The 12477-nt window shown below is 70.4% G+C and carries 13 protein-coding genes and 1 tRNA gene; 11 read left to right on the top strand and 3 right to left on the bottom strand.

What is annotated here, in order from left to right; genetic code table 11:
- Positions 1 to 427: 427 nt before the first annotated feature.
- Positions 428 to 658, bottom strand: coding sequence for a hypothetical protein (locus ACQPZX_RS07145; RefSeq protein ID WP_433376075.1), 231 nt, complete (start codon positions 656 to 658; stop codon positions 428 to 430).
- A 476-nt stretch (positions 659 to 1134) separates the two neighbouring features.
- Here ACQPZX_RS07145 and ACQPZX_RS07150 point away from each other — a divergent pair, with 476 nt between their 5' ends.
- Together ACQPZX_RS07150 and ACQPZX_RS07155 are read left to right on the top strand one after the other, a co-directional pair.
- A complete protein-coding gene (locus ACQPZX_RS07150; protein WP_433376078.1) occupies positions 1135 to 1704 on the top strand; it encodes a helix-turn-helix domain-containing protein in 570 nt (189 codons plus the stop codon).
- 120 nt (positions 1705 to 1824) lie between these two features.
- The gene (locus tag ACQPZX_RS07155) at positions 1825 to 2340 is read left to right on the top strand and encodes an integrase core domain-containing protein (protein WP_433376081.1); all 516 of its coding nucleotides are present in this window, start codon (positions 1825 to 1827) and stop codon (positions 2338 to 2340) included.
- 51 nt (positions 2341 to 2391) lie between these two features.
- Here the strand turns inward: ACQPZX_RS07155 and ACQPZX_RS07160 are convergent.
- Positions 2392 to 2464, bottom strand: a tRNA-Arg gene (locus ACQPZX_RS07160).
- A gap of 17 nt (positions 2465 to 2481) precedes the next feature.
- Positions 2482 to 3501 (bottom strand): alpha/beta hydrolase, encoded by a 1020-nt coding sequence (locus tag ACQPZX_RS07165; RefSeq protein ID WP_433376084.1) that lies wholly within the window; start codon positions 3499 to 3501, stop codon positions 2482 to 2484.
- Between the two features lie 144 nt (positions 3502 to 3645).
- On the opposite strand from ACQPZX_RS07165, the gene ssb reads away from it, so the two are divergent.
- The 9 genes from ssb (at position 3646) to ACQPZX_RS07210 (ending at position 12409) form a co-directional block, all read left to right on the top strand.
- On the top strand, positions 3646 to 4392 hold the full coding sequence (gene ssb, locus ACQPZX_RS07170; RefSeq protein ID WP_433376087.1) for a single-stranded DNA-binding protein: 747 nt from the start codon (positions 3646 to 3648) through the stop codon (positions 4390 to 4392).
- Positions 4393 to 4485: 93 nt separating this feature from the next.
- Positions 4486 to 4938 (top strand): hypothetical protein, encoded by a 453-nt coding sequence (locus tag ACQPZX_RS07175; protein ID WP_433376090.1) that lies wholly within the window; start codon positions 4486 to 4488, stop codon positions 4936 to 4938.
- A 30-nt stretch (positions 4939 to 4968) separates the two neighbouring features.
- Entirely contained in the window at positions 4969 to 6021 is a 1053-nt protein-coding gene (locus ACQPZX_RS07180; RefSeq protein WP_433376093.1) for a cobalamin biosynthesis protein, read from the top strand.
- Positions 6018 to 7547 (top strand): cobyric acid synthase, encoded by a 1530-nt coding sequence (locus ACQPZX_RS07185; protein WP_433376096.1) that lies wholly within the window; start codon positions 6018 to 6020, stop codon positions 7545 to 7547. Before ACQPZX_RS07180 ends, ACQPZX_RS07185 begins: the two co-directional genes overlap by 4 nt.
- On the top strand, positions 7544 to 8152 hold the full coding sequence (locus ACQPZX_RS07190; RefSeq protein WP_433376099.1) for a uridine kinase family protein: 609 nt from the start codon (positions 7544 to 7546) through the stop codon (positions 8150 to 8152). Before ACQPZX_RS07185 ends, ACQPZX_RS07190 begins: the two co-directional genes overlap by 4 nt.
- Positions 8149 to 9204, top strand: a complete 1056-nt coding sequence (locus ACQPZX_RS07195) for a M48 family metallopeptidase (protein WP_433376102.1) — start codon at positions 8149 to 8151, stop codon at positions 9202 to 9204. Before ACQPZX_RS07190 ends, ACQPZX_RS07195 begins: the two co-directional genes overlap by 4 nt.
- A gap of 17 nt (positions 9205 to 9221) precedes the next feature.
- Positions 9222 to 10574, top strand: a complete 1353-nt coding sequence (locus ACQPZX_RS07200; RefSeq protein WP_433376105.1) for a dipeptidase — start codon at positions 9222 to 9224, stop codon at positions 10572 to 10574.
- Positions 10575 to 10589: 15 nt separating this feature from the next.
- Entirely contained in the window at positions 10590 to 12059 is a 1470-nt protein-coding gene (locus tag ACQPZX_RS07205) for an FAD-dependent monooxygenase (RefSeq protein ID WP_433376108.1), read from the top strand.
- A 53-nt stretch (positions 12060 to 12112) separates the two neighbouring features.
- On the top strand, positions 12113 to 12409 hold the full coding sequence (locus ACQPZX_RS07210) for a hypothetical protein (protein ID WP_433376111.1): 297 nt from the start codon (positions 12113 to 12115) through the stop codon (positions 12407 to 12409).
- Positions 12410 to 12477 lie beyond the last annotated feature (68 nt).

Consider the following 12477-nt stretch of genomic DNA (forward strand, 5'->3'; position numbering starts at 1 on the left):
AAGCGGAGCGAGCGGGCCACGGACAGGGCTGTTGAGAGGGCCTCGGCGCGCGTCAGGATGATCAGGTGGTTCTACTTCCACCCGGCAGAGTTGGTCGCGTGCCTGCTTCGGACTGGAGCGTCCGTCGCGGTCTCGTTCCTGCTTATCTCAACCTTCGCCGTGGTGATGTTTGCGTTGGGGTGGGGATATCGGGACCGACCTCTTGCCAGTGCGGCCATTTCGATGTCGGGTTTCGGGATCGGCCTCCTTCTCGCTGGTCAGGTGATGCTGCCCTTGATCCGTGCTGGCCAGCTAGTGGGAGACGTTTCTCGGCTTGGCGATGACGAGTGGCCGGTAGACACGAAGACTCTCAGCCCTCACCCGTCCCGCATCGCGCCAGAGCATTACCGCGAACCTGGCCCGACGCATGGTGCTGCCCGATAAGGCGTCAGCCCTTCCTAGGCGTTGCCGCGTCATCCCGCGATTTGGTGTGCTGACGGCGCGCGAGCGCTTTGGGGATGGCCTCGCTGACAGGCTCCGCCCGCAGGTGCTTAGTCTTGTCCAGGACCTCGGCACCGAACTTCGACGCCATGACGGCGTTGAAGTCGTACCACGCGACGGCGGCCAACCCACGCCCGAGGCTGAGACCTGCGAGGGCGAGGAGCCAGTACGGCGACATGCGCACACACCTTTCACCGCACCCGCGCCGAGCCTTGGGTGGAAAAGGTATGTGTTGCGGTCTTCACGTCCATGCGAAGCTTGGCGCCTCGCGTCGGGAGGCGTGGGGTTGTTGGCGATGAAAAAGATCAAAAACGTTGGAGAACATTTCATTGTTCCCCCAGTCGCCTTGAGCATAGCCCAACCCGCACGCGACGTGTGGCACTCTCTGAGCGGAGCAATCGGCACTCGCGCCTAAGCCCTCCAGCTCTCGACAGTTCAGCCGACGGAAGGTCCGGACGTGCCCGTATCGGACGACACGAACGGACCCGGAGCGGACCTTCGATCGAAGATGATCTAAATGATCAGAACTTCTACCCTGGTAAATGTGCGCGCCCGGCAGTGTGCTGGTTCAGGACATCGGAATGGGGTGTCTCGGGTCATCGGAAACGGTGTGTCGGGACATCGGAAACTCTGGATGCTGGTGATCGTCGGCGGGTGTCCAAAGCCCGTCTCGTGATCACCGCTGTCATCGTCGAAGGCCGCTCGCAGGCCGAGACCGCCCGCGCCTACGGCGTCTCCAAAGGCTGGGTGTCCAAGCTGATCGCCCGCTACCAGGCTGAGGGCGAGGCCGCGTTCGAACCACACTCGCGGCGGCCCCGCTCGTCACCGTCCGCGATCAGCCCGCAGGTCGTCGCGTTGATCGTGGCGACCCGCAAACAGCTCGCCGAGCGGGGCCTGGACGCCGGCCCGGACACGATCCGCTGGCACCTGCAGCACCGCCACGGCATCACCGTCTCGAGGGCCACCATCGCCCGGCACCTGGCCGCCCAAGGCCTGATCACCCCTGAGCCGGCCAAACGGCCGAAGTCGTCCTACATCCGCTTCCAAGCTGAGCAGCCCAACGAATGCTGGCAGGCCGACTTCACCCACTACCGGCTCACCCGCCCCGACGGCCGGCCCCGACGCCGAAATCCTCTCCTGGATCGACGACCATTCCCGCTACGCGCTCTCGGTCACCGCCCATCCGCGGGTCACCGGCCCGATCGTGGTGCACGCCTTCCGTGACGCCGTGACCAGGCATGGTGTTCCCGCGTCCACGCTGACCGACAACGGCATGGTGTTCACCACCCGCCTGTCCGGCGGCCGCGGCCGCAACGGCCTCGAACACGACCTGCACGCTACGGCGTGAAACAGAAGAACTCACGCCCGAACCACCCGACCACCTGCGGCAAAGTCGAACGCTTCCAGCAAACCCTCAAAAAATGGCTCCGCGGCCAGCCCACCCAACCCGCCGACATCGGCCAACTACAGACCCTGATCGACGCGTTCGTCGACGAGTACAACCACCGCCGGCCACACCGATCCCTGCCGCACCAAGCCACCCCGGCCACCGCCTACCAGGCCCGGCCCAAAGCCAGCCCCACTGGCCAGAGCAGCACCGAGTCCCACGACCGGCTCCGCCGCGACCGTATCGACAAAGCCGGGAAAATCACCCTGCGCTACAACGGCACGCTTTACTCCATCGGCGTCGGGCGAACCCACACCGGAACCCACGTCCTCGTCTTGGTCCAGGACCTCAACATCCGCATCATCAACGCCACCACCGGCGAACTCCTACGCGAACTCGTCCTCGACCCCAGCCAGCGCTACCAGCGCCTCAACAAACCACCCGGACCGGCACCAAGAAAGAAGAACCCCTGAACCTGCGACCGCGGGTTCAGGGGTTTCCGATGTCCTGAGACATCACAAGAGCGCGCCCGGCAGGATTCGAACCTGCGACCGACGGATTAGAAGTCCGTTGCTCTATCCGCTGAGCTACGAGCGCTGGCTGGCAGCCACATACTAGGCGGTCGCCTGGGACTTGTCGTCCGTCTTGTCCTCGGGCGCCGGCGGCACTTCGATCTCGGGCGTCCCGGGTGGCGGCACGAAGGCGTCCACCCAGCGTCCCAGCTCGCGAAACACCTCCGCGCGCACCTGCGGGCCGGAGAGGGTCAGGTCGTGGACGCCGCCGTCGAAACGGGCGATCGTGACCCTCGGGCCGAGCAGCGGCGCCCATCGGACGATGTGATCGACGTCCAGGACGACATCCGACATGCGGACGTCCTCGGACCAGGCGCGGCCTTTGTACGTACGCGTCGAGCACGCCACCATGATCGGCGCGTCGATCGCCAGGCCGGCGCGCAGGCGCTGCTGGCCGCGCCGGATGGCGCTCAGCCAGCCGGCGGTCACCGGGAAGCCCTGGATCGGCTTCCAGGCCAGGTCGTATGTCCACTCGCCACGGTGATCGGTGTGCAGGCTCTCGCCGTAGAAGCCAAGCGAAGCCGTCGGGATCTTGCGGTAGGGGGTGCGGCCGCTGACGCCGACCACCGCGGTCATCAGCGGGCGTTTCACCAGCCAGGGCAGCTTGAAGTCGAAGAACGGGCTGTTCAGGAACAAACCGTCGATCAGGCCGCGGCCGTGCCGAGAGTGCGCCCACAGCGAGGTGATCAGGCCGCCGGTGGAGTGGCCGCTGACCAGCATCTGAGTGTGGCCGTCGACCTCGCGGATGATCCGCGCCGCCTCGTCCAGCTCGGGGTAGTAGTCGGTGAGGCTGCGGGCGAAGTTCGGCGTCTGGTGCGGCAGCAGGCTGCGACCGTATTTGCGCAGGTCGAGGGCGTAGAAGTCCCAGCCGCGCTCGGCGAAGAAGTCGGCGAGATGGGTCTGGAAGAAGTAGTCCACGAAGCCGTGCACGTACAGGACGGCACGGTGGGTGGGCCGGTCGGCGCGCCGGCGGACCAGCGTCGCCACCACCGCGCCCTCATCGTCGCTGCCCAGGTCGATGGTGTGCCGCTCGTAGGGCGGGCCCAGAACGTCGATCTCCACACGATCAGGCATATCAGATCAACAGGGCCTCATGGCGAAATCCACATGTCGGCTCTCGTCCCCAAAAATCAAGATCAAGACCTCCATCCCGTACGGGCCGGGAGCATGCTCGCCGCCTCACCCGTTCCCGATTCAGGAGGACCCGTGTTCGACACCACCATCACTCTCGTCGGCAACGTGCTCGCCAACCCGGAGTGGCGTCGCATCCCGACGAGCGGCGCGCTCGTCGCCAACTTCAAGGTCGCCTCGACCGCCCGCCGCTACGACAAGGAGAACAGTCAATGGGTCGACGGCAACAACCTGCGTATCCGCGTCGTCGCGTGGCGCCGGCTGGCCGAGGGCGTCGCCTCGTCGATCACCGTGGGTGACCCGGTGCTGGTCCAGGGCCGGCTCTACACCCGCGACTGGAAGGACGAGAGCGGCAACCACCGCGTCTCGTACGAGATGGAGGCGTCCGCGATCGGCCACGACCTGTCCCGCGGCCGCGCTCGCTTCTTCCGCACCCGGGCCGGGATGAGCGCCACGCAGCTCGAGGACGCCGAGGGCGAGACCCTGGTCGCGGGCGAGCAGACCGTCGCGCTCGCTGCCGACGAGGCCCCGATCGCGTACGGCGACGGCGTCCCCGACGTGCCCGAGCCGACCTTCGCGGAGCCCGTTCCCGCGCCCGTGCCCGTTCCCGTTCCGGCGCCCGAGCCCGTCGCGGAGCCCATGTCCGCCGCCGCGCCCGAGCCCGTCGCGGAGCCCGTTTCCGCGTCTGCTTCCGAGCCCGCTCCCGAGGACCGGCCCGAGGGTGACGAGGAACTCGCCCTCGAGGTGGAGCGCCTGGTCGCCGAGGAGCCGGTGGTGACCCGGCGCACCCGCCGGGCCAGGAAGGAGCCGGTCGCGGCCTGATCACCGGACAACCCCTGTTCGGATTAGGTCTTCCGAACAGGGGTTGTCCGCCCGGTTGGCCCGGTCCAGGGTCGGCCGGGCACACTGGGCCCCGTGCTGTTGAAGGAGATCCGCGCGATCGCGGGCGAGATACTGGTGCTCTCACCGCACGACCAGGACGCCGAGCACGTCAACACCAGCTGGTTCGGCGCTCCGCCGCATGAGCGCATGGGCATGTCCGCCGATGAGGTGGTCACCGCCTTCGAGGAGACCGCCGAGCTGTTGCGCGACCAGGTGGCCACCATGCCGTACGAAGGTCCGGCCACGTTCTACGTCTGGCACGACGGGGAAGCGGGGCAGCTGCGCTGCTCGACGGGCTCCCGCGGGCAGGACAACCTGCCGTTCGAGGCGCCCTACCGCGCCACGAGCGACCTGCACGCGATTGTCGTCGAGTTCCTGGAGGACCGCGCACCCGGCGCGCTCGTCTGGGGCGAGGCGGCGCCGGTGCCGTCGTTCCCGTCCTCGGGTGAGGAACGACCGGTCTGGGTGTGCGACCTCTGCCCCTAGGGCATTCTTCGTAAAACGGGGGTTTGAGACATGGCGGGTGCGGACGCCGCCGGGCTGGTGGCCGGGTATCTGCTCGACGCCGTGCTCGGCGATCCACGACGGTTCCACCCGGTCGCCGGCTTCGGCACGGCGGCCGGCACGCTCGAGCGCCGTCTCTACCGGCCCGATCGCCGGTCGGGGGCGGCGTTCACCGCGCTTGCGGTGGGCGGGCCGGCGCTGGCCGGGCTCGCCGCCGCGCGGGCGACCCGGCGGCACCCGGTGGCGCGGGCGACGCTGGTGGCCGCCGCGACCTGGACGGTGCTGGGCGGCCGCACGCTCCGCCGCGAGTCCCGGATCATGGCGGGTCACCTCGACAACGGCGACCTGCCGTCCGCCCGCGGCCGGCTCAACCATCTGTGCGGCCGCGATCCGTCGACCCTGGACGCTTCCGAGCTGGCCCGGGCCACGGTCGAGTCGGTGGCCGAGAACACGTCGGACGCGGTCGTCGCGCCGCTGTTCTGGGGCGGCCTGGTCGGCCTGCCCGGACTGCTGGCATACCGCGCGGCCAACACGCTGGACGCCATGGTCGGGCACCGGTCGCCGCGCTACGAGCGGTTCGGCACGGCCGCGGCCCGGCTCGACGACGCGCTCAACCTGCTGCCGTCCCGGCTGACCGGCCTGCTCACGATCGCCCTGGCGCCGGTCGCCGGCGGCTCGCCGCGCGAGACGCTGCGGGTGTGGCGGCGCGACCGCGACGACCACCCGTCGCCGAACGCGGGCCAGTGCGAGTCGGCGATGGCCGGCGCGCTGGGGGTCCGGCTCGGCGGCCGCAACGTCTACTTCGGACGCAGCGAGGTGCGCGCGTTCCTCGGCGACGGCCCACGCCCCGCAGCCGTCCACCTGCGCCGCGCCGCGCGCGTGTCGGGCGCGGTCGGCGCGGCAGCGACACTGATCGCCGCCGGCCTCGCCCTGAGCCGCCGCCACGCCGCCGGCTTTGCGGGAAGCCGCCCCGCCGCTCGCCTCGCCGTGCGTCGCTCTGCCGCTCGTCTCGCCGCGAGCCGCGCTTTCGGCGGTCTCCCGGTAGGTCGCCGGAGCGGGCGATGAGTGGCGGGCTGCTCGTCGCGGGCACCACGTCCGACGCCGGCAAGAGCGTCGTCACGGCCGGGATCTGCCGCTGGCTGCATCGTCAGGGCGTAAAGGTGGCGCCGTTCAAGGCGCAGAACATGTCGAACAACTCGGCAGTCGTGGTCGGCCCGGACGGCCGCGGCGGCGAGCTCGGCCGTGCCCAGGCCATGCAGGCCGCGGCGTGCGGCCTGCCGCCCGACATTCGGTTCAACCCGGTGCTGCTCAAGCCGGGCAGCGACCGATCCAGCCAGGTCGTGCTGCTCGGCGAGGCGGTCGGCACGGTCACCGGCGGCAGCTACCGCTCGATGCGCGAGCGGCTCGCCGCGACCGCGTGGGTGACCCTTGACGAGTTGCGCGCCGAGTACGACGCGGTGATCTGTGAGGGCGCCGGCAGCCCCACCGAGATCAACCTTCGCGACGGCGACTTCGTGAACATGGGCCTGGCCCGCCACGCCGGCCTGCCCGCGATCGTGGTCGGCGACATCGACCGCGGCGGGGTCTTCGCCGCCTTCCACGGCACGCTCGCGCTGCTCAGCCCGGAGGATCAGGCGCTCGTCAGCGGCTTCGTGATCAACAAGTTCCGGGGCGACGCCGGCCTGCTCCGGCCCGGGCTCGACATGATCACGTCGGTGACCGGGCGTCCCGTGCACGGCGTCCTGCCGTTCCACCTCGACGTCTGGCTCGACGCCGAGGACTCGCTCGCCTACGGCCGCACGCTGGGCCGCCCCGGGCCGCCGCACGGCGAGCAGTGGCTGCGGGTCGCCGTGGTCCGGCTGCCCCGCATCTCCAACGCCACCGACGCCGAGGCGCTCGCCGCCGAGCCGGGCGTCCGGGTGCAGCTCACCATCGAGCCCGGCGACATCGCCGACGCCGACCTCGTGGTGCTGCCCGGCTCCAAGGCCACGGTCGACGACCTCCGATGGCTGCGCGACACCGGCTTGGACGCGGCGATCCGCCGGCATGTGGCCGAGGGCAAGCCGCTGCTGGGCATCTGCGGAGGTTTCCAGATGCTCGCCGAGAGCATTCATGACGAGGTGGAGAGCGGACGCGGCGAGGTCGAGGGGCTCGGCCTGCTGCCGATCGGCATCACCTTCGCGGCGCGCAAGACCCTGGCCCGGCCCGCGGGGGAGGGGCTCGGCGCCCCGGTCACCGGCTACGAGATCCACCACGGCCTCGTTTCCCGGGGTTCGCCACCCCCGCTGCTGCGCTATGCGGATGGGTGGCCCGAGGGCGCGGCCGTCGGCAACGTCTACGGCACACACTGGCACGGCACGTTCGAGAACGACGAGTTCCGGCGACGTTTCCTCACCGCGGCGGCGTCGCAGGCCGGCCGGCATGGCTTCACTGTCGCTCCCGGGACGCGCTTCACCGCCGTACGGGAAAAGGCTCTTGATGTTTTGGGCGACCTGGTGGAGGAGCATCTCGACACCGGGGCGCTGTGGCGGTTGATCGAGCAGGGCCCGCCGCGCGGTCTGCCGTTCGTGTCGCCGGGGGCGCCGCAATGAGATACGCGGACTTAGCGCAAGAAATCAGCCAAACCGCCCCGCGGCTGGGCAACACGCGGCTGATCGCGGTCGACGGGCCGAGCGGCGCGGGCAAGACGACCTTCGCCCTGCGGCTGGCCAAGCAGCTCGACGCCCCGGTCGTGCACACCGACGACCTGCTCGACGGCTGGGACGACCAGTTCACCTTCTGGGAACGGCTCGAACGCCAGGTGCTCGGCCCGATCCGGCGCGGCGAGACCGCCACCTACCGGCGGTACCAGTGGCACCTCGGGGAGTTCGCCGGTCCTCCGGTCCGCGTCGACCCTGCTCCCGCCGTACTCGTGGAAGGTGTGAGCGCCGCAAGGCGTGAGATTCGCCCGGAGCTGAGTCTCTCGGTTTTCGTCGTGGCCCCTTCCGATCTGCGCTGGCGCCGGGCCCTGGCCCGCGATGGCGACGACAGCGTTGCGTTCCGGGCGTACCTTGAGCGGTGGCGTGCTGCCGAGGACCGGCACTTCGCCGAGGACGACACGCGCGACGCCGCCGACCTGATCGTCGACGGCGAGGCGACGACCGGCGACGACCGCTTCACGCTGCTGCGGGAGCGGGGAGACGGGGTGCGATCATGACCGACGAAGAGAACCGCCCGGTACGCCGGCGGGTCACGCTGACCGGAATAAGCTCCCGCGCCTGGGAGCACCCCGCCGACCGCGGTGCGCTGACCGCCCTGCGCGAGCTGCGCGGCTTCGACGACATGATCAAGGCGTTCTTCGGTATGTGGAACGAGCGCGGCTTCCGCCTGGCGTTCCTCTCCAGCGCGATCCGGGTCGACCACCGGCAGTACCCGCGCGTCTACCAGCGCTTCACCGAGGCCGCCACCACCCTCGACGTGGCCGAGCTCCCCGACCTGTACGTCACGCAGGACCCGATCATCAACGGTCAGGCGATTGGCCTCGACAAGCCGTTCATCGTGGTCACCACGGGCGCGGTGGAAAGGCTTGACGACGACGAGCTGCGCGCCATGCTCGGGCACGAGCTTGGCCACGTGCGCAGCGGGCACTCGGTCTACCGCACGATCATGATGATCCTCACCCGGTGGACGGTCTCGCTGGCTTGGCTGCCGATCGGGGCGATCGCGCTGCGCGCCATCATCGCCGCGATGTTCGAGTGGTGGCGCAAGGCCGAGCTCTCCGCCGACCGCGCGGGCCTGCTCGCCGGTCAGGACCCGGCCGCCTCGACTCGGCTGCTGATGAAGCTGGCCGGCGGCGGCGACCTCTCCCAGATCGACACGGCCGCCTTCCTGGAGCAGGCCGCCGAGTACGAGAGCGGCGGCGACCTGCGCGACAGCGTGCACAAGATCGGCCTGACCCTGTGGAGCACCCACCCGGTGCCGGTCGCGCGTGCCGCCGAGCTGCGCAAGTGGATCGACTCGGGGGAGTACGCCCGGATCCTCGGCGGCGAGTACCCGCGCCGCGACTCCGACGGCGACGCCTCGGTGACCGAGGACGTGAAGGCGGCCGCCGCGTCGTACCGGGAAACCTTCACCACCTCGCAGGACCCGCTGGTCAACCTGCTGCGCAAGTTCGGCGACGGCGCCGGCGACCTGGCCGGGTCGGCGGTGCGCGGCGCCCGCGGCTGGGCGTCCGGCCGAGGCCGCCAGGACGACGAAGGCCAGAGCTAGCACCCTAGGATCGGTTCATGAGCTTGAACGAAACCGATCTGCGCGCCGCGATCGCGCGGGAGATGCCCGGAGTCCGCGCCGACCTGGAGCGGCTGATCCGGATCCCCGGGATCGCCTTCGAGGGCTTCGACCACACCCAGGTCGAGCGGTCCGCCGAGGCCGTGGCCGAGCTGCTGCGCGGCTGCGGCCTCGAGGTGCAGATCGTGCGGCACGGCGGCCAGCCCGCGGTGATCGGCCGTAAGGCGGCCCCGCCCGGCGCGCCGACCGTGCTGCTCTACGCACACCACGACGTGCAGCCGGTCGGCGACCTCTCGCTCTGGGCGAGCGACCCGTTCGAGCCGGTCGAGCGCGACGGCCGTCTCTACGGCCGCGGCGCCGCCGACGACAAGGCGGGCGTGATGGCCCACGTGGCGGCGCTGCGCGCCTTCGGCGACCAGCTGCCGGTCGGCGTGGTCGTCTTCGTCGAGGGCGAGGAGGAGTACGGCTCCGACTCGCTCAACGAGATCATCGCCGAGCACACCGAGGAGCTGCGCTCCGACGTCATCGTGATCGCCGACTCCGGCAACTGGGACATCGGCCAGCCCGCGCTGACCACCTCGCTGCGCGGCCTGGTCAACCTGTTCGCCGAGGTCAAGGTGCTCAAGAGCGCCGTGCACAGCGGCATGTTCGGCGGCCCGATCCCGGACGCGCTGATGGTCCTCTCCCGGCTGCTGACCAGCCTGCACGACGACAGCGGCGAGGTGGCGGTCGACGGCCTGGTCGGCCGCGAGGGCGCCGGCGTCGACTACCCCGAGGACCGCTACCGCCACGAGGGCGGGGTGCTCGACAGCGTCAAGCTGATCGGCCGCGGCACGATCACCGACCGCATCTGGACCAAGCCGGCCATCTCGGTGCTCGGCATCGACGCGCCGCGCACGCTGGAGGCGGCGAACGCGTTGCAACCCTCGGCGAAGGCCAAGATCAGCGTGCGGCTGGCGCCCGGCGACGACCCCAAGTCGGCGTACGCGGCGGTCCGTTCCCACCTGGAGAAATACGTCCCGTGGGGCGCCCAGGTCGAGGTCACGCTGGAGAGCGACGGCTCGCCGTGCGTGATCGACGCGACCGGCCCGGCCTACGACGCGGCCCGCGCCGCCTTCACCTCGGCCTGGGACGGCGCGAAGCCGGTCGACATGGGCGTCGGCGGCTCCATTCCGTTCATCGCCACCTTCCAGGAGCTTTTCCCGAACGCATCGATTCTCGTCACTGGCGTTGAGGACCCTTATTCCGGGGCACACGGCCCCGACGAGAGCCTGCACCTCGCCGAGTTCGAACGGTGCTGCCTCGCCGAGGCCCTGCTTCTCAGGAACGTCGCGGAGGCGCTCACGACCTAAGGAGGCGGGTCGCCGATGGCCGACCTGACGTGCGACGTGCTGGTGGTGGGCGCCGGCCCGACCGGGCTGATGCTCGCCAACTGGCTGGTCAAGCTCGGTGCCGACGTACTGGTGGTGGACGGCAAGGACGGCCCGACCCGGGAGTCCCGGGCGCTGGTCGTCCAGGCCCGCAGCCTCGAGATCTACGACCAGATGGGCCTCGGCGACCTCGTCCTGGCCGCGGCGCAGCGGGCGGACGCGCTCGCGCCCGGCTATCTCGATCGCGCGTTCGGCCGGATCCCGCTCGGCGCGCTGGGCGAGGGCGTGACGCCGTACCCGTATCTGCAGGTCCTCGAGCAGAGCCGCAACGAGGAGATCCTCTACGAGAATCTTCAGAAGCTCGGCGCCGACGTGCGGTGGGAGACCGCGGTCACCGCGGTCGTCCAGACCGACGAGGGCGTCGAGGCCAAGGTCGGCAACGACACGGTCCGCGCCCGGTTCTGCGTCGGCTGCGACGGGTCGAACTCGGCGATCCGCAGATATCGCCGCATCGCCTTCGAGGGCACGACCAACCCGCACCGCTTCTACGTGCTCGACGCGCTCGCGGCGGGCGGCATGGTCGAGGGCGCGGTCAACGTCCGCGTCGGCAGCGACGACTTCCTGCTGGCCTTCCCGATGAAGGGCCGCGGCTCGTGGCGCCTGATCGGGCTGGTCCGCGACGAGGACGGCGACGGCGAGCTGTCCGAGGAGGACGTCATCCCGCGGCTGCGCAAGTTCGCCGTCACCTACGACCGCTCCCGCTGGTTCGCGACCTACCGGGTGCACCACCGCGTCGCGGCCGCCTTCCGCGACGGGCCGTTCTTCCTGGCCGGCGACGCCGCGCACGTGCACTCCCCGGTCGGCGCGCAGGGCATGAACACGGGCCTCCAGGACGCCCACAACCTGGCCTTCAAGCTCGCCGACGTCCTGCAGGGCCGGCGCCGCGACACGTGGCTCGACCGCTACGAGGCCGAGCGCCGTCCGGTGGCGAAACGCCTGGTGGCCACGACCGACCGCATCTTCGCCGGGGTGACCTCGCAGTCCCCGCTGTCGCGCGTGGTCCGCCGGCTGATCGTCCCGCTGGTGGCTCCGGTCGGCGTCCGTGCCGTCCCGAGAACCCGCGGCGGCTCCCGCCTGTTCCAGTACGTCTCCCAGGTCCGCATCCACTACTGGATGACGCCGCGCTCCTCGGGAGGCCGTCGGGACGCGGTCGTCGGCCGGCGTCTGCCGTGGGCCGGCGAGAATTTCGCCGCGTTGCGGTCACTGCATTGGCAGATTCACGCGTACGGCGGGGTGAAGGCGGCCGACGTGCCGGATCTGGGTGTGCAGGTCCACGTCTTTCCGCCGGCCCCTTCGACGCCGTTGCAGCCGGGGCGCCTCTATCTGGTCCGGCCCGACGGCTTCGTGGCCGGGGAGGCTTCACCGGCGGACGCGGTCCGGATTTTTCCTCCGCTGATGACGGGGTGAATCGGGTCGCCGCACGGTGCGGCGGCGTCTCCGATCCTGTTAGGATCTCGAACATGCGTTCGAATGATGTGCCTGCCTCGGTAACCCTGCTGGTGCGGCCGATGCCCGTCGGGCCGCGCAACGCCATCGATCGGCTTCGCTCCCACGATCGACTGGAGTCCATCGTCCGCATGCGTGCCGCCGTGCGCGCGCTCGACGACGTGGACGTCTCCGGCTGGGACGATTCCGCCCTCACCGAACACCTCGAGGAGATCTCGGAGACGCTGTGCGCGCTCGACGCGCAGGTCGCCCGGGTCGCCGACGCCGTCCGCGCCCGCGGCTATCGCATCGCCGAGCCGCTCGCCGCCTGATGTCCCCCGCTCTACGACCCGGGGGTCGGGCCGCAGGAGCACCCAGAAATTGTCAGAGGTGGCTGCCA

Source organism: Actinoplanes sp. CA-142083 (assembly GCF_050942195.1).
GTDB lineage: Bacteria > Actinomycetota > Actinomycetes > Mycobacteriales > Micromonosporaceae > Actinoplanes.

Coding starts and splice junctions, on each gene's coding strand:
- ACQPZX_RS07200 (WP_433376105.1), top strand. CDS start 9,222: ATGAGCTTGAACGAAACCGATCTGCGCGCCGCGATCGCGCGGGAGATG.
- ACQPZX_RS07185 (WP_433376096.1), top strand. CDS start 6,018: ATGAGTGGCGGGCTGCTCGTCGCGGGCACCACGTCCGACGCCGGCAAG.
- ACQPZX_RS07195 (WP_433376102.1), top strand. CDS start 8,149: ATGACCGACGAAGAGAACCGCCCGGTACGCCGGCGGGTCACGCTGACC.
- ACQPZX_RS07180 (WP_433376093.1), top strand. CDS start 4,969: ATGGCGGGTGCGGACGCCGCCGGGCTGGTGGCCGGGTATCTGCTCGAC.
- ACQPZX_RS07190 (WP_433376099.1), top strand. CDS start 7,544: ATGAGATACGCGGACTTAGCGCAAGAAATCAGCCAAACCGCCCCGCGG.
- ACQPZX_RS07145 (WP_433376075.1), bottom strand. CDS start 658: ATGTCGCCGTACTGGCTCCTCGCCCTCGCAGGTCTCAGCCTCGGGCGT.
- ACQPZX_RS07205 (WP_433376108.1), top strand. CDS start 10,590: ATGGCCGACCTGACGTGCGACGTGCTGGTGGTGGGCGCCGGCCCGACC.
- ACQPZX_RS07210 (WP_433376111.1), top strand. CDS start 12,113: ATGCGTTCGAATGATGTGCCTGCCTCGGTAACCCTGCTGGTGCGGCCG.